At 44.3% G+C, this 18555-nt stretch carries 16 protein-coding genes; 6 read left to right on the top strand and 10 right to left on the bottom strand.

Annotated features, from left to right (window positions below; all coding sequences use genetic code 11):
* Positions 1 to 33: 33 nt before the first annotated feature.
* Positions 34 to 714 (top strand): TetR/AcrR family transcriptional regulator, encoded by a 681-nt coding sequence (locus GYK50_RS05255; RefSeq protein WP_212564390.1) that lies wholly within the window; start codon positions 34 to 36, stop codon positions 712 to 714.
* Between the two features lie 373 nt (positions 715 to 1087).
* Here the strand turns inward: GYK50_RS05255 and GYK50_RS05250 are convergent, their stop codons facing one another.
* Positions 1088 to 1723 carry a hypothetical protein gene (locus tag GYK50_RS05250; RefSeq protein ID WP_212564389.1) on the bottom strand — a complete coding sequence of 212 codons (636 nt, stop codon included), beginning with the start codon at positions 1721 to 1723 and terminating at the stop codon, positions 1088 to 1090.
* 709 nt (positions 1724 to 2432) lie between these two features.
* Here GYK50_RS05250 and GYK50_RS05245 point away from each other — a divergent pair.
* Together GYK50_RS05245 and GYK50_RS05240 are read left to right on the top strand one after the other, a co-directional pair.
* Positions 2433 to 3632, top strand: coding sequence for a sugar transporter (locus GYK50_RS05245; protein WP_212564388.1), 1200 nt, complete (start codon positions 2433 to 2435; stop codon positions 3630 to 3632).
* Positions 3633 to 3974: 342 nt separating this feature from the next.
* Positions 3975 to 5852, top strand: coding sequence for an autotransporter domain-containing protein (locus tag GYK50_RS05240; protein WP_212564387.1), 1878 nt, complete (start codon positions 3975 to 3977; stop codon positions 5850 to 5852).
* A 151-nt stretch (positions 5853 to 6003) separates the two neighbouring features.
* Here GYK50_RS05240 and arfB read toward each other — a convergent pair whose 3' ends face one another.
* The 6 genes from arfB to GYK50_RS05210 all read right to left on the bottom strand — a co-directional run bounded on the left by arfB (position 6004) and on the right by GYK50_RS05210 (position 11988).
* On the bottom strand, positions 6004 to 6417 hold the full coding sequence (gene arfB, locus GYK50_RS05235) for an alternative ribosome rescue aminoacyl-tRNA hydrolase ArfB (RefSeq protein WP_212564386.1): 414 nt from the start codon (positions 6415 to 6417) through the stop codon (positions 6004 to 6006).
* A 58-nt stretch (positions 6418 to 6475) separates the two neighbouring features.
* Positions 6476 to 7348, bottom strand: a complete 873-nt coding sequence (locus GYK50_RS05230; protein ID WP_212564385.1) for an HpcH/HpaI aldolase/citrate lyase family protein — start codon at positions 7346 to 7348, stop codon at positions 6476 to 6478.
* Between the two features lie 205 nt (positions 7349 to 7553).
* Positions 7554 to 8315 (bottom strand): SDR family oxidoreductase, encoded by a 762-nt coding sequence (locus tag GYK50_RS05225; RefSeq protein WP_212564384.1) that lies wholly within the window; start codon positions 8313 to 8315, stop codon positions 7554 to 7556.
* A 51-nt stretch (positions 8316 to 8366) separates the two neighbouring features.
* Entirely contained in the window at positions 8367 to 9149 is a 783-nt protein-coding gene (locus tag GYK50_RS05220) for an SDR family NAD(P)-dependent oxidoreductase (RefSeq protein WP_093068272.1), read from the bottom strand.
* 3 nt (positions 9150 to 9152) lie between these two features.
* Positions 9153 to 10160 (bottom strand): NADP-dependent oxidoreductase, encoded by a 1008-nt coding sequence (locus GYK50_RS05215; RefSeq protein WP_212564383.1) that lies wholly within the window; start codon positions 10158 to 10160, stop codon positions 9153 to 9155.
* A gap of 22 nt (positions 10161 to 10182) precedes the next feature.
* A complete protein-coding gene (locus GYK50_RS05210) occupies positions 10183 to 11988 on the bottom strand; it encodes an acyl-CoA dehydrogenase family protein (protein ID WP_212564382.1) in 1806 nt (601 codons plus the stop codon).
* A gap of 283 nt (positions 11989 to 12271) precedes the next feature.
* Here GYK50_RS05210 and GYK50_RS05205 point away from each other — a divergent pair, with 283 nt between their 5' ends.
* Positions 12272 to 13282 carry a GlxA family transcriptional regulator gene (locus GYK50_RS05205; protein ID WP_212564381.1) on the top strand — a complete coding sequence of 337 codons (1011 nt, stop codon included), beginning with the start codon at positions 12272 to 12274 and terminating at the stop codon, positions 13280 to 13282.
* 27 nt (positions 13283 to 13309) lie between these two features.
* Here the strand turns inward: GYK50_RS05205 and GYK50_RS05200 are convergent, their stop codons facing one another.
* Complete coding sequence (locus tag GYK50_RS05200; RefSeq protein ID WP_212564380.1) at positions 13310 to 14590, bottom strand: LD-carboxypeptidase; 1281 nt, start codon at positions 14588 to 14590, stop codon at positions 13310 to 13312.
* 236 nt (positions 14591 to 14826) lie between these two features.
* Here GYK50_RS05200 and GYK50_RS05195 point away from each other — a divergent pair, with 236 nt between their 5' ends.
* A complete protein-coding gene (locus tag GYK50_RS05195) occupies positions 14827 to 15306 on the top strand; it encodes a YkvA family protein (protein WP_212564379.1) in 480 nt (159 codons plus the stop codon).
* Positions 15307 to 15428: 122 nt separating this feature from the next.
* Here the strand turns inward: GYK50_RS05195 and GYK50_RS05190 are convergent, their stop codons facing one another.
* Positions 15429 to 15734, bottom strand: coding sequence for a hypothetical protein (locus tag GYK50_RS05190; RefSeq protein WP_186475518.1), 306 nt, complete (start codon positions 15732 to 15734; stop codon positions 15429 to 15431).
* A gap of 100 nt (positions 15735 to 15834) precedes the next feature.
* A complete protein-coding gene (locus tag GYK50_RS05185; protein WP_340050344.1) occupies positions 15835 to 16383 on the bottom strand; it encodes a hypothetical protein in 549 nt (182 codons plus the stop codon).
* Between the two features lie 388 nt (positions 16384 to 16771).
* Here GYK50_RS05185 and dnaQ point away from each other — a divergent pair, with 388 nt between their 5' ends.
* Positions 16772 to 18415: a DNA polymerase III subunit epsilon gene (gene dnaQ / locus GYK50_RS05180; protein ID WP_212564378.1), complete on the top strand. Its 1644-nt coding sequence runs from the start codon at positions 16772 to 16774 to the stop codon at positions 18413 to 18415.
* Positions 18416 to 18555: the final 140 nt, after the last annotated feature.

Genomic DNA, 18555 nt, shown 5'->3' with positions numbered 1-18555 from the left:
ATTAAATAGCCCATACTTTAAGAAGCGATAAATATGAAAACCTTTAATCAGTCAGATAGCCCCACGCAAACGCGATCGCTAGCACCCCTATCCGATATGCGGCCCGCAACTTTGGATAAAATTGAGCAAGCCGTTCGTAAAGTCTTTGCAGGATTTGATGCTAATGAGGTGACGATGGCGCAGATTGCAAAGTCTGCAAATGTTTCCTTGCAAACGCTCTACAAGTACTTCGGGGACAAGCAAACGCTGTTTTATACCATTATGGATATTGTGCTCGGCAGATTAGCCGCTCGCATCATGGATCATCTGCAAGGGATTGATAGCGTACAAGATCGTCTACGTAAGACGCTGTGGGTCTGCTTTGATTTTGTAGACTCGCATCCAGATGCGGTGATGGTGCTGTCTTCTGTGTCGGTCTCGCGTATACGTAATATCGCAATCTATGAAAACAAAGAGTTAATTGGCGCGTTTTTGGCGGTATTAGAAGATGGTCAAAATCGTGGGGTGCTCAATGACACTGTCCCACTGCACATACTCTTCGATGTGTTTATGGGATTTATTAGTCGACTTGGCTTAATGCATACCATTCGCCAAACAGAGACGCCATTAAATGCAGAGTTTGATGCGCTATTTGTGATTTTGTGGCGCGCCATCTCTAAACCTGAAGCATTAAACAAAAAATTTAATGCAAAGAACCAAAAAGCCCCACGATAAAGTGAGGCTTTTTTATACTGAGTCTTCTAATTTATACTAGGGCGTGTTGAACATTCGCAAATAGGCACTGCTGATCGCTAAAATTGTTCCAGACAAGGCACAAAGCGACGATAATGCAGATGCCTTAGCGAGATTTATAACGCAGTATGGGGCAATTTTAGCATCAGCCCCAACGATAAAAGCAGGGGACAGGACGCTTTTTTGCCGCTTCATCGTTAGAAATAAGCGCTTAGAATGACTAAACTTATTATTTTTAACATCGAATCGCCTAAAAAATAGTCGCTGTCAGTGCCATGGTCGAATGTTCAACACGCCCTAAGGCTTCTTAGTCGATGAGCTTAGATTATTATACTCTTCATATACTCACAGCATTTTAGATACTGCTGGATTTTGGTAAGCCATAATCTGCATGATCAACCACATGGTTGTTTTGTTCAATCGTCAGTTGATAACCTTTGATAACACCCTCGTATGGCAAACTGCCCTCATACTGCTGATAATGCTCGCAGATGCTGTCTTGAATCACTGATTTACGTTGAGCATCGTCTAATTTGGCAAATCCATCTGGGAGACGTATGTGAGCCAAACGTGCAGCATTACCACGAGACACCCAATTATCGACACTCGTAAAGGTAAAATCCACTTCCGCTCGTAAGCTATATCTAGGTAGCGTAGTGGAGTGGTTCGTCAAGTCATTTTTAATCTGAGCAATATCTTCTGCGAATGGTTGATACGGTATCTCAAGCACGACAAATAGCTTTGCCAAAAACTCATCAGCGGTAAAGTATTTGTCCATATAGCTGCTATCAAGTCCAAGATACCTATGCGACAGTACATGGCGCAGGCGGTCACAGGCAGGAATGGTATGCTTGATAGGATAACCCATGGCGCTGACAATATCTTGCGAACGTAGCTCAAGTGTGGCTATCTGATTGATCGCATATTGTGCTAAGAGATGGCGTGGGTGATAACGACGGGTATATTGAGATTGGTTGGCAATGTGGCTCATGATATTGAACACCTTAGACTCCTATAACTCCGACGAAAAAGGTTGATATACGCCCAAATAGGCAAAAAATCAGGCACAAATGAGGTTGTCGGAGTACAGGCTCATGCGCTTTACCAAGGTTATTTTATATCGTGCTGGAAGTTGCAAGGTTTATCACGCTGCCATGAAACGGTTGTCACGGACGGCGATAACAAAACTGTTAAACCCACGATAGATCGTTCAATGATGATAGCACAACAGATAGCAGAAAATAAATACCGATATGTTTACTTATTTTGCAATAGTAAATGGTTAGGTTTTTAAATTAAAAAAACCTAATATAGAAGTTTTATTTTCCTATATCTATTGCGTATTTTTTATTAACTCTCTTTTCCTAGGCCTTTCATGCTGAGCTTTAGGTTAACAATCCTTATCAAAAAACATCTTTTACAATCGACTTTGGCTTGCTATCTTGCCTCGCGACGCTTGTATTCCAAGAATACCTGCCCCACCTTGACTTGTCACCCGCTGTATTAGGGCGTGTCCCTATTTTAAAAATGGTGATAAAGATAATATAAATCGCAGACAAACAAGGAAAGTAGCTGGCTAATATCGAGATATTGACTAGCTATTTGACGCCGTTTGTCAAAGATTTAGCCATTTTTAGCCCATTTAGTGATAAACGTTTGAATTAGGGACACGCCCTAGCACCTGCTTTGTATTGGATTTTATGACACATAACCTTGAGGCGAGCGCGAACGCTCGCCGAACTCAGTATTTTCAAGTATTTTTGATGGGCGTTAGTGCCTTTATTATGAACACCACAGAATTTGTCCCTGTGGCGCTATTGAGCGATATCGCCCAAGATTTCTCTATTACCACAGCAGAAACGGGCTGGATGTTGACGCTCTATGCTTGGATTGTGGCAGCGATGTCATTGCCGCTGATGCTATTGACCAGTCGATTTGAGCGCAAACGGTTACTCTTAGGACTGTTTGCCGTCTTTATTGCCAGTCATATGCTATCTGTATTTGCATGGAGCTTTGATGTACTGCTCATTAGCCGAGTTGGGATTGCGCTGTCGCATGCGATATTTTGGTCCATTACAGCAGCAATCGCCATACGTGTGGCACCCGAAGGCAAGAAAGCCATGGCGCTGAGTGTGCTCGCAACTGGGACGTCGCTTGCAATGGTACTCGGTGTGCCGTTGGGACGGTTGGTTGGTCAATGGTTTGGTTGGCGCGCGACATTTGGCGGCATTGGTGTCATTGCGCTTGTCGTCTTTATTTTGCAAGCGAAACTATTACCTACCTTACCAAGTATGTTTGAGGGATCTTTTAGAAAGATTCCAGAACTACTCAAGAACCCCTTACTAGTCTGTCTATATTTGCTTATCTTGCTCGTCTTTACCGCACACTATACGGCCTACTCTTACATAGAACCCTTTATGCGTCAGGTCGGTAATATCAGCGAAAACGCAGCTACTTTTGTGCTACTACTGTTTGGGGCAGCAGGCATTGTGGGCAGTGTGATATTCAGTCGTTGGGGTGATAGATATAACACCCAATTGATGCTGGTATCTACGATATTAATACTTGTCTCTATGCTGACATTGCTGTTTGTCGTGACCTCGGTATGGGCGCTTAGTGTTAGTGCACTGCTATGGGGCGCGGCACTCATGCTACTGATTATCTCAATGCAGGCAAAAGTCATCATGGTCGATGTCAATGCACAAGACATGCTGATGGCGATGTTCTCAGGTATTATCAATTTAGGTATTGGAACAGGCGCTTTGTTTGGTGGCTATGCAGTGACGCATATCTCGATATCAAGCGTGGGTTATGTCGGCGCGGCTATTGCGAGTATCGCTCTGCTCCTAATGTTATTTATGATAAAACGCTTCCCTGAGTTGAGTCGGCGACTTGGCTAAGTGTAATCTATCTATTGATACCGATGCTTTGTGAAGGATTAAAAGTAGTGATGTATGTAATAAAATGGTTAGGTAATAGTACAGCCTTGCAAGGCTTGCTAGATTTCTTCTAAGGATATAGTCGAACCACTATTGAAGTGTTACAGCGTTAGACTCGTTTAGCCTACTACTGTGGTACTTGCAATCGTCTGCCTTGTACCACTTTTAATATTGATTGACTATACAAAAGTTGTAAAAATAAGACAATATTCTTTTGATGTTGTAATCAAAATGATTGCTAGCCTTCTAAAAAATAGTTACACTCCATTGACAATCTATTACATTAATGACAAGGATGTCGCTATGCCCCGTAATACCGCTCGCTCCATAGTTGGTCATACTACTCTCAAAAATTTTAACAAAAGCATGCTTGCCATCAGCCTATCTATCGCTGGTATTTATCACGCAAATGCTTATGACAGTGTCACCTTTTTTGGCGACAGTTTAACGGATGGCGGATATTTTAGCCCCCTCACTCAAGGTGCGTTTGGGCTTGAAGAGTCAGGTCAATTTACTACCAACCCTGATAATACATGGGCAACGTCATTCGCTGAACAACTAGGTACTACTGCTGTCGCCAATACTTATGATGGTAGTCAGACAGGTAATAATTATGCAATTGGTGGTGCAAGAGCAGGCGTAGATGTCACTGCTTTTGGTATTCCGGTGGCCTCTGCCAATAGCCAAGTTAATAATTATATTGATAATAATCAAGTAGATCCCAATGGACTTTATGTCGTGTGGGCAGGTGCAAATGATTTGCTTGCGGCGGCTGAAGATCCTGCTAATGCCCAAGCTACGATACTTGGCGCAGTAGCGAGTCAGGCCGAAACGATTAATACACTGAAAGACAATGGCGCAAACTACATTTTAGTACCTAATATTCCTGATATCGGTCTGACGCCTAGAGCTATTGATCAAGGGCCTGTGGCACAAGCGCAAAGTACTGGCGCTACTAGTCTATATAATCAATTTATGCTTAGTGCTGCAGCAAATACTGGGGCAAATATCATACCGCTAGACACTTTTAGCTTATTACAACAAATCGCTAGTAATCCTACGGCTTATGGATTTACTAATATGACCACGCCAGCCTGTACTGAAGACTTGGTTACTGATAGCTCACTATTTTGCGGGTCAAGCAATCTAGAAACACCTGATGCCAACGAAACCTACTTTTTCGCTGATGGCATTCACCCGACCGGTCAGGCGCATCAAATGATTGCTGACTATGCAAATGCTGTTGTCACTGCCCCTAGCCTAATCGGTGTGCTGCCTCATATTGCAACGACAACCGGACTTGCAACCAATGAGCGCTTACAGTCACACGTCAACCAAATCCAAAGCAGTGAGCAAAAACCTGCTCGTACACTATGGGCTGTTGGTGAAGTCGCCAATCAAGACATTGCAGGGTTTGATAGTGATAATAATACCCAAGTATTGCTTGGTGTAGATTTTGCTCATCCTAATTCAGCCAATGCCGTGACAGGCTTATACGGTAACATCACCCAAAAAGACTTTGAAAACTCAGATGTCGGCACAGGTTTAAGTGATATTGATCTAGGAGAAGTTGGTTTTGGTGTCTATCATAGCAACAAGTTTGGCGGCTTACAGATAAATGGTGCTGCAGGATTTGGCAACATGGATGTCGATGTCACACGTGCTGTCACACTTGGTAGCAACCAACAACAGTTCAAGTCAAATGCTGATGGTAAACGTTATTATGCCAACCTGCAGGCAGGCTACCCATTGCAGGTAAGTAATATTGCCGTCACACCTTATATCGGTGCAACAGCGAGCCGCGTAAAAATTGACGGACTCAAAGAAAAAGAGATGTCTGGCGTTGCCATGCAGTTCGATGAGCAGAAGTACTCTACGACATACGGCAAGATTGGTCTCAAAGCCAATCATACCTTGATGGAGAACCTCAACTTATTTGGTGATATTCATTATCAAAAGCAGCTGAGTGACAATCGCGAAGCGGTAACAGCAAGTTTGAATACGCTATCTAATATTAGTTTTGAGACACCTATGGTCGAAACTGATGATGATAACGTTGCCATGACACTTGGAGTGTCTAGAAGCTTTGGTCTATTAAACGCTAATGCTGGTGTCACACATTCACAAGGTGATGACGATGACTCAACCAGCCTATTTATTGGACTTAATGGCGCATTCTAAATAACTATTTAATCTAGCATAACGGTATAGGTGATGATTTCTCGCCTATACCACTATAAACTCAAAAACCGCCACAATCTACGATGACTTTTGCTGTATAGCTGTTGTGTCGCAAAACCTCTCAATGACAAAAGCTAGTATCACAAATTCTCTAGAAATCTACTTTACCGCGTAAAGCTTTGATTTTGCCGCGCTGAGTTTTTTGATCGACGCGTTTGCGTTTGGCATTCCGACTTGGTTTGGTGGGCCGTCTGGTTTTATTGACATGCGTGGCTTTATTGATAAAGCTTTGCAGCCGTTCAAGCACATCGATTTTATTGCGCTCTTGCGTACGAAACTGCTGTGCTTTAATGATAAGTACGCCCTCTTTGGTGATACGGCTGTCTTTGCTATCTAGCAATCGTTGTTTGTACGCATCACTCAGGCTTGAGGTATGTATATTAAAGCGTAGATGGATGGCAGAGGAGACTTTATTGACATTCTGCCCGCCTGCGCCTTGTGCGCGTATGGCACTAATCTCTACCTCATTATCATTGAGGCTAATCTGGTTATTGATAAAAATCATAGTGTGCTTTTATATACAAATAGATATGGCTCATAATAAAGCATTATAGCTTTGCCTGCTACTTTGCTAATAACCGCTGCTTCTCCAAAAGTTGACGACTGCGCGCAATCACTGGCGCATCGACCATCTCGCCATCTATTTTAAACACCGCTTGCCCGCTTTTCTCATACTCTTCTATCACCCGCGTTGCAAACGCAAGCGCTTTGTCTATCGGCTGCAAGGCTTGCTGCACAGTGGCAACTTGCTTAGGATGAATGCATAACATCCCTGCCATACCCATTTTTGACCACAAATTTACTCGATTACTTAACCCTGACTCATCTTTAAAATCAGGATAAATCGTATCGATTGGCGGCGATAGCTGATGTACTTTTGAGGTCAAAATAAGCTGATAGCGAATCTGATTGGCAACTATCTCGGCTGATGGCGTCCCTACTTGTACTTGTAGATCATTACACAGATCCAAAAACCCATAGCTAAAAGCGGCCAAGCCTACTGCTTTTGCCATGCTATCGATTTGGTATAGCCCGATGGCACTCTCTATCAAAGCGATTACAGGTAAACCTGTCAGCTGATGTATGCTGTCGATATCTTCGGCGCGCTCGGCCTTAGCCAATAACACACCAGCCAAGTTAGGCATTCTCTGACAAAGCACGATGTCTTTGAAAAACTCTTCGCTACCTGCTTGATTGATACGCAGCCAAATGGGCCGATAAGTTTGCTTTGCATTTTGCTCATCGTAGTAGTTTTTTAATGCCTCTCGAGCCGCCGCTTTGTCTTGTTTGGCAACGGCATCTTCTAAATCCACAATCACGGCATCTGCGCCACTAGCAAAGGCTTTTTCTATCCTATCGATGCGAGTCGCTGGCACAAATAGCCATGTTTTATTTTGAGAAATAGTATTTATTTTATGATTGGTCAATGAGTCCATATTTGACTCCTTTTGGTTATTTAAATTAATTATGCCACGGTATAGCCCATTTTTACTTCGCACTAATAGTCTATTCAATGACAAAGTAGGAAGAGTAGCTATGCAATTCATTAAAAATGAAAACAAAAAAACCGCATGAAAATTTATCTCATGCAGTTTTAAACAATTACTTTCTTATCTAACCTATGTCTTATAGATTAGCTAATTAAGCCAGCATACCACCATCGACAACGATAGTCGCGCCTGTGGTATAGCTTGACGCATCCGACACGAGATACAGCACCGTACCTGCCATCTCATCAGGCTCTGCCACTCGCCCTAGCGGGATCGAATGTAGCGCCATTTTTAAGACTTTATCATTGGTCGTTAGCGCCGAGGCAAACTTGGTATCCGTCAGGCCTGGTAATAACGCATTCACACGGATATTAAGTGGACCACATTCTTTGGCAAAGGCCTTGGTCATGCTAATAACTGCCGCTTTAGTGATTGAGTAAATGCCTTGCTTATCACCTGCCACCAGTCCATTGACCGAAGCCGTATTCAATATAACACCGCCGCCTTGCTCTTTCATCATTTTGCCAGCGGCTGTTGACATAAAGAAGTAACCACGAATGTTGACCTCAACCGTTTTATCAAAAGCGGCTAAGTCAGTATCTAAAATATGGCCATAATACGGGTTGGCTGCAGCGTTATTGACCAAGATATCAATTTGACCAAACTCACTTTTAATATGCTCAAAAACCGCATCAATTTGCTCCATGTCTCCCACATGACAGGCAAAGGCACTGGCTTTATGACCGTCAGCTTTTATGCTATTTGCTACTGCTTGGCAAGCATCGATTTTGCGGCTAGAGACAATCACGTGTGCCCCTCTTGAGGCCAGCAGACGGGCAATAGACTCTCCAATACCGCGACTGGCACCTGTCACTAGGGCAATTTTACCGGTTAAATCAAATAAATCCTTCATTACTATTCCTTATATTTTTAAACACTATATACGTAAGCGTAAAATTCAATATTATGCCAACATGCCGCCATCCAAGGTAAAGGCATGGCCATTCATAAAGCTGCTCTCGTCGCTAGCTAACCATGCAATCGCGGCAGACACCTCGTCCACCTCGCCTAAACGGCGCAGCGGACTGGCTTTGACGGTTGCTTGCTGTGCGCGTTCATTCATGGCTGCCATGGTATTGCGTACCATTGGCGTATCAATAAAGCTTGGACAGACTGCATTAAAACGGATATTGGCGCGGGCGTACTCGTGGGCTGCCGACTTGGTCAGACCCATCACGCCATGTTTGGCGGCACTGTAAGCCGATAACATGGGCGCAGAACGCAGACCAGCGATAGATGCCACATTGATCACATGACCACCGCCGTTCGGTATCATACAATTGACAGCGGCACGCATGCAGTGCCAGACCCCTTTTAGATTGACGGCGATATTGCGATCAAAGTCCTCATCACTCAGCTCATGCATGGGCGAAGGCTTATGGTCGATACCCGCGTTATTGACCACCACATCTAGACCGCCTAGCGTCTCTACCGCAAAGTCAAACAACGCACGCACTTCATCACCACTGGTCACGTCTACTTTTTTGAAGACGATACTGTTGCCCGCATCTCGGCCTTGCTGGGCAACAGACTCACCCATCTCTTCTGCCATATCACCGATCACGACTTTTGCGCCGCGACTGGCCAGTAGCAGCGCGCTTGCCGCACCAATGCCTGATGCGCCGCCTGTGATCAAAATACGCTTACCCGTTACATCTGATGCAATTCCGTTTGTATTCAGTGTCATGAGTTATTCCTCTACTTTAAGTACCAGTTTGCCGAAGTTCTCACCGTTAAAGAGCATCATAAGCGTATCAGGGAATGTCTCAATCCCCTTAACAATATGATCTTTTACTTTGATGTCGCCTGACTGAATCCAGCCTGCAATCTCTTTCATCGCGATTGGATATTCTTTGATATTATCAAACACCACAATGCCTTCCATACGGGCGCGGTTGACCAGTAGTGATAAATAGTTCGATGGGCCTTTGACGGCTTCCGTGTTGTTGTATTGACTGATCGCACCGCAGATGACGATACGCGCATGTAGGTTTATTTGAGTAAGTACGTCGTTTAAAATGTCACCGCCAACGTTATCAAAATAGACATCGACGCCATTTGGACAAGTTTGCTTCAAGGCTTTTTTGACGTTTTCGTTTTTATAATCGATCGTTGCATCAAACCCAAGCTCATCAACTAAGAATTTGCATTTCTCGCTACCGCCTGCAATACCAACGACGCGGCAGCCTTTGATTTTGGCAATCTGACCGACCAAACTACCAACGGCACCCGCAGCACCTGATACCACAACGGTCTCGCCTGCTTTTGGTTGACCTGTTTTGAGCAAACCAAAATACCCTGTCATACCCGGCATCCCAAGTACGCCTAAATAATAAGGTAGCGGTGCAAGATTTGGATCAACTTTATGCAATCCTGTGCCATCACTGACCGCGTATGACTGCACACCATCGTGACCTGCGACATAATCCCCAACGGCGAATTTCTCATGCTTACTTTCAATCACCTCGCCCACCGTACCGGCACGCATGACGTCCCCAATCTGGACAGGTTTGATATATGATTTGGCATCATTTAGCCAGCCACGCATCGCAGGATCGATAGAGATATAATCAATTTTAATCAGTAATTGACCATCGGTGATAGTCGGTATTTCTGTCTCAGTATAATCCCAAGTTTCAGCACTTGGTGCGCCAACTGGTCTTGTTTTTAGTCGCCATTGTTTATTTATGGTTGTCATTGCTCTTTCCTTAGCGTTGTTCTTAGAACCAGTCTGCCTGCATATCAGTGCAAACAGAATTGGTGTTGTTTAAAATGGCTATATCACGGTTGATTAATGGTAGTTCCCAATCGATAAAGTACTTCGCCGCTTGTATCTTGCCTTTATAAAAGTTTTGTTGCTCAATATCTTGCGTTGTACTTAGTAGTTGTTCGGCTTTACTGGCTTGGCGAATCCAAATCCAGCTAAGCACGATCGAGGCAAAAATATTCATCAGCGCTTGGGCATTACCAGTAAGCGTAATGGCTTCTTCTGTCTGCAACACTTTACTTAGATGCACCAGTACTTCGTGCAACTGACCCATGTAAGGCGTTAATTTACCCGCGAGTGCCGCAGTCTCCGGCGTGGTGATATTTTCTAGATCTTGCGTGATTTCACGCTTTAGAATCTGAATGCCAAGACCACCTTTTTGCCATAACTTACGAAATGACAAATCCAATGCCTGTACGCCATTTGTCCCTTCATGGATAGGGTTTAGACGATTGTCACGCCAAAACTGCTCAGCATGATATTCACGCGTATAACCAGCGCCGCCCAATACTTGAATACCCAAATCATTGGCTTTTGGCCCATATTCAGACGGCCATGCTTTTAATACGGGCGTAAGCAGATCTAACAATTCGGTTAGCTCGTTTTTTAGGGTGTCGTCTTCGCAAGTATTGATACGGTCAATTAGGTTTGAGCCGTATAAGCACAAGGAAATACCGCCTTCAGAATAGGCTTTTTGTGCCAAAAGCATACGCTTGACGTCACCATGCTGGATGATAGCAGTCGCATCATCTTCAGGTTTATTGTTCGGTGCGATTCGACCTTGCGTACGATCTTTGGCGTAATCAAGCGAATACTGATAACCGCGATAGCCAATCATCGCCGCACCAAATCCAACCGCAATACGCGCCTCGTTCATCATTTTGAACATATAACGCAAGCCAAAATGCTCATCACCGATCAGGTAGCCGTGACAATCGCCCGCGTCACCGAAGCTCAATGCCGTCGAGGTTGCCCCTCGATAGCCAAGTTTGTGAATCAGTCCTGTCAAATGCACGTCATTGCGCTCGCCGACAGACATATCATCGTTCAAACGGTACTTTGGCACCGCAAATAAGGAGATGCCTTTTACCCCACTAGGACCACCTGGAATCTTGGCCAATACCAAATGCACGATATTGTTAGACAGTTCATGGTCCCCTGCTGAGATATAAATCTTGCTGCCTTTGATGCGGTACGAGCCGTCGTCTTGTTTGACAGCGGTGGTCTTGATGTCAGCAAGTGACGAGCCCGCGTGCGGCTCTGTCAGCGCCATGGTACCAGTGAACTCGCCTGTTAGCATACGCGGCATAAAGGCGGCTTTGATATCCTCACTGGCAAAGTGAGAGATGACATTGATGGCTGCAGTGGTCAAAAATGGATAGGCGGTCGTCGACGGGTTGGCTGCCATAAAATAGCCTGCCACCGCGGTCATGATTGTCTCAGGCAGCTGCATACCACCGTCTTCAAAACTGTAACGACCAGCGATAAAGCCCGACTCGCGAAACGCATCAAAAGCGACTTTGACATCGCTTATCATGCTGACTTTTTTGCCATCAAACTGCGGTTCGTTCTTATCTGCCAAGTGATTGTGCGGCAAAAATAAATCCGTTGCGATCTTATTTGCGGTATCTAATACCGCATCAAAGGTCTCGCGGCTGTGCTCTGAGAACTTTGCGTGTTTGGTGAGGGTTTGTGTTCCTAGCACATCGTACAGCTGGAACGGTAACTCAAAGTCGTTGATAAGGGTGTCTGCGGCCATAGTCGTCTCTTTTAGTTTCTCTTGATTACATGTAACGATCGTAAATCAGGCAAATCCGTTTGTATTATCACCCTCTGTCATGACCCTATCTGTGATATTTACCGCATCATTGAGTCAGGCAAAACAAAGGGGGTTAATGCTTATCAATTGATATTAATCTAAATTAGCGCACTGCCGTATTGTCATTTATGACATAATCATGGTCAAATGTGACATAAATTTGGGAATAATTTCTCCTATGGACGTTATGATTAGTGAGAAAAATAACAAATGCGAGTAACTGATGCCCTATTTCAAACCATTTAATGTAATCGTTCTTGGCTTCGATGGTGTGCTTGGGAGCGTGCTCGCTGGTGCATTGGATTTATTTTCATTTACAGGGGTTAGCTGGCAGCGATTTTTAGATGAAGCGGTAGAGCCTAGGTTTAAGGTGCAGATCGCAAGCTTAGGCGGCGGTGATATCAGATGTAGCAACCGCTTAATGATGCGAGCGCACTGCGATATCCAAGATGTCACGGAGTGCGACTTGTTACTGGTGCCCACCATTGGCGATTCTATTGATAAGGTATTGAGGCAAAATAATGGGCTGCTGCCACATTTAGTACGGCTTGCCAATACCAAGGCCGATATAGCGAGCAACTGTAGCGGGGCTTTTTTCTTGGCGGAGGCAGGGCTATTAGATCATAAAGTCGCCACCACCCATTGGGGCTATGCCAATAAATTTAAGGCAGACTTTCCACTGGTGGACTTACAAGAGAACCAGTTTGTCACTCATGCAAGCGATGAACTGGGTAGTATATTTTGTGCGGCAGGCGGCAGCGCTTTTTATGATTTGGGGCTATTATTAATAGAGCGCTACTGCGGACGGGAGATCTCGACCCAGATGGCAAAAACTCAGATTATTGATAGCAAACGAGGCAATCAGAATAGCTATACCAATGTGACCTTGCACAAGTCGCATGCAGACCAACTGGTCAAACAAGTGCAAGAATTCATTGAGCAGAATTTTCAACAGCCCATACAAGTCAGCAGCCTAGCTGCCATGGCAAATATCACTCCACGCACTTTGAATAGACGCTTTCAGGCCAGCGTCGCGATGCGACCCGTTGAATATATTCAGGCAGTGAGAATTGAGCAAGCCAAGCGCTTGCTCGAGTTGGGGGATGTGAGTATCAAGTCTCTTGCCGATCAAGTCGGCTATGACGATATCTCTTCGTTTACTCGCTTGTTCAAACGGGCAACAGAGTTGACGCCTAAGGAATATCAAGATAAGTTTTCACGGCTGGCGATTTAGAGTCTGTTAGTTAGTGATCATGCATGTTTACATATTCTGCCATAGGCCTTCGACATGGATAGCATCCGCCTTGATGGTGGGATAATCGCTAAAGGACAACTGGTAGTCACCTGATATATTGGGCGTCAGTTGACACATTGCGCCAAGCGGAAAGCTGTGTTTTTTGCTAATATGACCAAATCGCATGCCACTATAAATTGGTAATCCAGTCAGCTTATGTAATTGACGAATCACTGTGGCAACATCATAACGCTTGTCATAGCTGTCCTCACCTGAACCAGACAACGCCCCAAACACAATCGCTTGTTGACCTTTAAACACACCCGCTAAATACAAATCATACAGCATACGCTCAATACGATACGCCTGCTCGCCCACATCCTCTAAAAACACAATACTGCCCTCAATGCGCGGTAAATACTCGCTACCTGCCAGCGCAGACACCACGCTTAGGTTGCCACCCCAAATCGTACCAGTGAGCACTTTGGGCTCGCCCGCTGTGAGTATGGTCGGCAGTTGCTGACTGGTTAAAGACGCATCTTTTATGGTGATCGTTAAATTAGAATCCGTTAAGGCCTCAGCGAACTGGCGACAGCTGATTTGATCAGGCGCAGTTTTGCCAAACTCGCTATAAAGCATGGGCGCGGCAAGTGAACTCATAGACCCTTTCGCCAATAGCGCACATTGGATCGCAGTCACATCACTGAACCCTGCGAGTATCGTGCCGCGCTCTTTCATAATACGCCCAAGCGTTGTCCAATCAACCATGGGTAATATACGCATAGCACCATAACCACCGCGCACACCTAGCAGCAGTTTTGGCGCTGCTATCGCTCCGGTCGCGAGGTTTTGGAAGTCACTGGCACGCTGCGAGTCCGTACCTGCAAAGCGCAAATATTGACGATTGGTGATATCGGGATTACTTATTTTAAACCCAGCACAGCTCATGCGATCTAATGCCAACTGATTGCGCTCATCACTGCCGCCCACATTGGAGCTGGCAAACAGTCTGGTCTCAATCGTGGGCGTAGGGCAGCTTGTTATTAGAGAAGTTTGCGCTGAGCGCTCATCCAACAATGCAGTCGGCAGATCGTCTTTGGTCAGCTGCGAGCTATTATCTGCCTCAATGAGGCTGGCAGCCAATGCGTGAGGAATACTTTGCGCTGCTAATGCCGCAGCACCTGCGCCAACACCTATTCGGTGCAAAAACTGTCGACGGTTTAGGCCAACATTAAGCTCATCAGCTAGGTTTGACTGTAGGTTTTTATCTTCTATTGATTGCTGGATGGACGGTATTTTTGAACCCATACGTTGTTGCTACCTATACATTTTTGTTTTTATGATTTATACATTGTCATCTTTTGCAGTAGCGCACATCACAAATGAAGCCGTCATACTCAAACATTGTAACGCATCTTGCCAGCAGTCAAGTTACCCAAGCCTTTACCTATATTTACTTTTTCGCTACCGAGACATACAACATGGGGCGAGTATGTTTGTTACTGTAGATACAAATTCATCGCACAAAAATAAAGGCAACAATTATGTTTACCAAGAAAAATGATAAAGAAAAAACACTCGTTTCTAATTTGAAATACTTGATTGGAAAAGAAGACAAACTTAAAGAAAAGCTAGAGGACAATAGTTATCTTGAACCTTTTAGCGATGATTTGATGCTATTTATGAGTCTAATCAAAGACTACTATAAAGGTGACTATCGTAAGATTCCTTTTAGAACCATCTCAGCTGGTGTGGTTGGGGCAATATACACACTAAATCCTATTGACCTTATCCCAGACTCTATTCCGTTTATCGGTTATATCGATGATGCGCTTGTGCTCAAGTTCTGCCTAAAACAGGCCAGAAAAGATTTGCAAAAATACAAGTCGTGGAAACAAGAACAATCAGACACCAAAAGCACATCGGAAAATGACAAACGCACGGACAAGATCAGTCATGATAAAAGCAGCACTGATGATGAAGATGATAATGAAACCAGTACTGATCTCAAAAAGGCTTCGTAACTAGTTATGTCTTAACCGATAATTAGCAGTTTAAAAAAAGCCACAGCCACTCACTTGGTTGTGGCTTTTTTGTTGCTTTAATCAATCTGACGCTCAACGGTTAAACCTTCAAACGTCAGATTTTAATTCGGCACATCATAGCTCGCTTTTTCTGGATTGAGGCCAAACGAATACACAAAGGTTGCAACCAGACTATTGACGATGATAAACGGTAAGTCAATCGCCACATGACCTAAAATATAGCGACCAATCAACCAAGAGACAATCAGCATAACGATAAAAAACCCAGCCAAGTACGCCAAAATAGCAGGATGCTTGAGATTGTAAGGTTGGTCAGTCTTCGGCTGCTTTTCTAATACATACGTTCTTATCGCCCAACCCGCGGCATAAGAAAACCCACCTAACACGACATAACTAAAAAAATTCATATAGCTTGACTCTACTGATTTAAAGGCTTGTAGCAAGATCGTTTTGGACGAATACGATTGATCATCAACGATATTTATGCTACCTATGAGCAATACTTATCTAACTACTCTCATTCACATTATCGATAATGATGTTGGCGTGTGGATTGGCCAATATATCGGTATTGACGTCATCACAAGCTACTCGATAGATGGTGTTAGCACCTCGGTAAATATAAGACAGATACTCACTGTCTAAGAGTGGGTCGATATTGGCATAGGTAGGCTTGACATGCGCCAATACGAGCACTCGATCAGGACGCCCGATCACCGCATCGACATTATCTGGATCAATAGAAAAAAACTGCGGTATATCACTATTTTTAATCACTTCTAACGCTTCAGGCTCATCCCACACACGCTTAGCACTTGCAGGCTCTTTCATCTGCATCACCCAAGCGCCGTCTTGTTGGCTAACCTTTATTTGCGCAGGCTCGTCTTGACTCACCGTATAACAACCTGCAAAGACAGATAAATCTGCTGCAACTTCGGTATCTGCCTGAGCATCACTGCTATCACTACAGCCACTCAAAAGGAGCACTGTGCTGGCCGTAGCACTGAGCATCAGATACGTCAGTCGCTTATAAAAAATACTTGAGCATAAAGACATAATAAAGCTATCCTGCGGTCATGTATGGGAGACTTGCACTGAGCGCGTTGTCATAAGAAAACTATCAAATAGCTATCTACAAATATTTTCTGTGGATACTATTGTGACAAATGTGACAAAGACAGCGCGCTGGTATTGGCTTCTTTAAAAGCATTTTCGCTAAAAAATAGACGTTTTTTAGCGAGCCAAGCTATTTTAACAGAAAACAATCCGGTTACTATTGTGTTATGCGTTGCCATCGCTAGTTTTGTGATTTTGTTTGTCACGACCACCCATATTTACGATAGATTTGTTATACTCACAGCGGCACTAGCATCGTTCAATTAGCATGAGCGCGATGCTCTAATACTACTTTTATGCTTACTATTTATCAGGTTTATACATCTCTATGTCAGACAACCGTAACGCCATGCCACACTCTAACACAAGCAACGCAACTGATCCGCTAGCCGCCAAGAAAAACACAACGGTAGCGTATACTGACGGTGCCTGCAAAGGTAATCCCGGCGCGGGCGGTTGGGGCGCGCACCTTATATTTAGCGATGGTAGCACGCAGGATTTATATGGCGGTGATACGGAAACCACCAATAATCGCATGGAGCTGATGGGCGCCATACAAGCCCTAACCCATAGCGCGCCTACACAAAAAATTGAGATTTGGACAGATTCCAGCTATGTCCAAAAAGGCATCACCGAATGGATTGAAGGCTGGAAGAAAAAAGGCTGGAAAACAGCGAGCAAAAAGCCCGTCGCCAATCAAGATCTTTGGCAACAATTGGATAAGCTATGTCAACAGCGTGATGTTGATTGGCACTGGGTTAAGGGTCACGCTGGACATGCAGGCAATGAAAAAGCAGACGAACTGGCAAACTTAGGGGTTACGTCAAACAGTGGTCACTCCTCTATGATAAAAGAATCTGTGGCACAAAAACCTGTGATAAACGAATCAGACGCCCCTAAAAAAAAAGACCGCATAGCGACTGATAAAAAACCTGTCACCAATGATGATTGGCTAAAGTTCGACCCATTGGGTCTAGATATAGTAGATGACGAGTTTGACGATGTATCAGAAGATGAGTTACGAATCAATGACAGTCAACATAGCCATGAAGCACGTATTATGATGCATAATGATGTCATGGTAGAGACTCCTCACCATCCAGACAACGCACCCAAAATGATGAGTAATAAAGCCATGCCAGAAGCCCAAGTACCCATGAATGATACCGACATGACTAGTGATATCCCACCTATAGATACTGATACACCCAAGTTTGATGGGGATACTAGCCGTGCCAATCCTCATTTTAGGCCGCTACTACCAAAGCCGATACATCGTCATGAAGCAAATCGTCAGCTCATCATGGATACAGAGACCACAGGACTGGACGCATTAAAAGGTGACCGTATCATTGAGGTCGGTATTGTTGAGATGGTTGGGCGTAAATTTACTGGTGAAAAACTACACGTCTATATCAATCCGCAGCGTGGCATGGATGATGAAGTTATTCGTATTCATGGGATCTCTGAGGCATTTTTGGCGGACAAGCCCACCTTTGATCAAGTTGCCCAGTCATTATACGACTTTATGGATGGTGCTGAGATTATCGCTCACAACGCCACCTTTGATATGAACTTCTTAAACATGGAGTTTGCGAAAGTCGGTCTCAATGACTTTGCTGAGCGCGTACAAGTGACCGATTCACTGGTCATGGCAAAGCAGCAATATCCTGGACAAAAGAACACATTGGATGCCCTCGTACGTCGTCTGGACGTTGGTAAGCAAGACCGTACCTTTCACGGCGCTTTACTTGACTCAGAGATTTTAGCCGAAGTTTACTTGGCGATGACTGGCGGTCAAGTGACGCTTGCCATTGAAGAAGACGCACCCACAGAGGGCGGGCAAACTGCCCATACCAGTTTTGCCAATTTGGCCAATTTATTGCTAGCATCGACGTCAGATGAGACTACCAACCAAAGCTGGTACGCTTCTCTTGCAGAGGACTACCCTGAGCTAAAAGCCAATATGTAGCCGCTACATCAAGCCTGAATTACACCAACATTTGTACAATATAGCCTTGATTATTATCATATAAAACGTTAAAACATCATTAACCAATATTTTTACTACCCCATTGATACCATCGTCATTCTCATCAGTACATTATGGAA

The sequence above is a fragment of the Psychrobacter pacificensis genome, from assembly GCF_018336615.1.
GTDB lineage: Bacteria > Pseudomonadota > Gammaproteobacteria > Pseudomonadales > Moraxellaceae > Psychrobacter > Psychrobacter pacificensis.
The sequence above is the reverse complement of the archived record's forward strand: the minus strand, read 5'-3'. Positions and strand labels throughout refer to the sequence as shown.

Bases quoted from the DNA above. Each gene is read 5' to 3' on its own strand.
- GYK50_RS05255 (WP_212564390.1), top strand. From the start codon at position 34: ATGAAAACCTTTAATCAGTCAGATAGCCCCACGCAAACGCGATCGCTA.
- GYK50_RS05250 (WP_212564389.1), bottom strand. From the start codon at position 1,723: ATGAGCCACATTGCCAACCAATCTCAATATACCCGTCGTTATCACCCA.
- GYK50_RS05245 (WP_212564388.1), top strand. From the start codon at position 2,433: ATGACACATAACCTTGAGGCGAGCGCGAACGCTCGCCGAACTCAGTAT.
- GYK50_RS05240 (WP_212564387.1), top strand. From the start codon at position 3,975: ATGCCCCGTAATACCGCTCGCTCCATAGTTGGTCATACTACTCTCAAA.
- arfB (WP_212564386.1), bottom strand. From the start codon at position 6,417: ATGATTTTTATCAATAACCAGATTAGCCTCAATGATAATGAGGTAGAG.
- GYK50_RS05230 (WP_212564385.1), bottom strand. From the start codon at position 7,348: ATGGACTCATTGACCAATCATAAAATAAATACTATTTCTCAAAATAAA.
- GYK50_RS05225 (WP_212564384.1), bottom strand. From the start codon at position 8,315: ATGAAGGATTTATTTGATTTAACCGGTAAAATTGCCCTAGTGACAGGT.
- GYK50_RS05220 (WP_093068272.1), bottom strand. From the start codon at position 9,149: ATGACACTGAATACAAACGGAATTGCATCAGATGTAACGGGTAAGCGT.
- GYK50_RS05215 (WP_212564383.1), bottom strand. From the start codon at position 10,160: ATGACAACCATAAATAAACAATGGCGACTAAAAACAAGACCAGTTGGC.
- GYK50_RS05210 (WP_212564382.1), bottom strand. From the start codon at position 11,988: ATGGCCGCAGACACCCTTATCAACGACTTTGAGTTACCGTTCCAGCTG.
- GYK50_RS05205 (WP_212564381.1), top strand. From the start codon at position 12,272: ATGCCCTATTTCAAACCATTTAATGTAATCGTTCTTGGCTTCGATGGT.
- GYK50_RS05200 (WP_212564380.1), bottom strand. From the start codon at position 14,590: ATGGGTTCAAAAATACCGTCCATCCAGCAATCAATAGAAGATAAAAAC.
- GYK50_RS05195 (WP_212564379.1), top strand. From the start codon at position 14,827: ATGTTTACCAAGAAAAATGATAAAGAAAAAACACTCGTTTCTAATTTG.
- GYK50_RS05190 (WP_186475518.1), bottom strand. From the start codon at position 15,734: ATGAATTTTTTTAGTTATGTCGTGTTAGGTGGGTTTTCTTATGCCGCG.
- GYK50_RS05185 (WP_340050344.1), bottom strand. From the start codon at position 16,383: ATGTCTTTATGCTCAAGTATTTTTTATAAGCGACTGACGTATCTGATG.
- dnaQ (WP_212564378.1), top strand. From the start codon at position 16,772: ATGTCAGACAACCGTAACGCCATGCCACACTCTAACACAAGCAACGCA.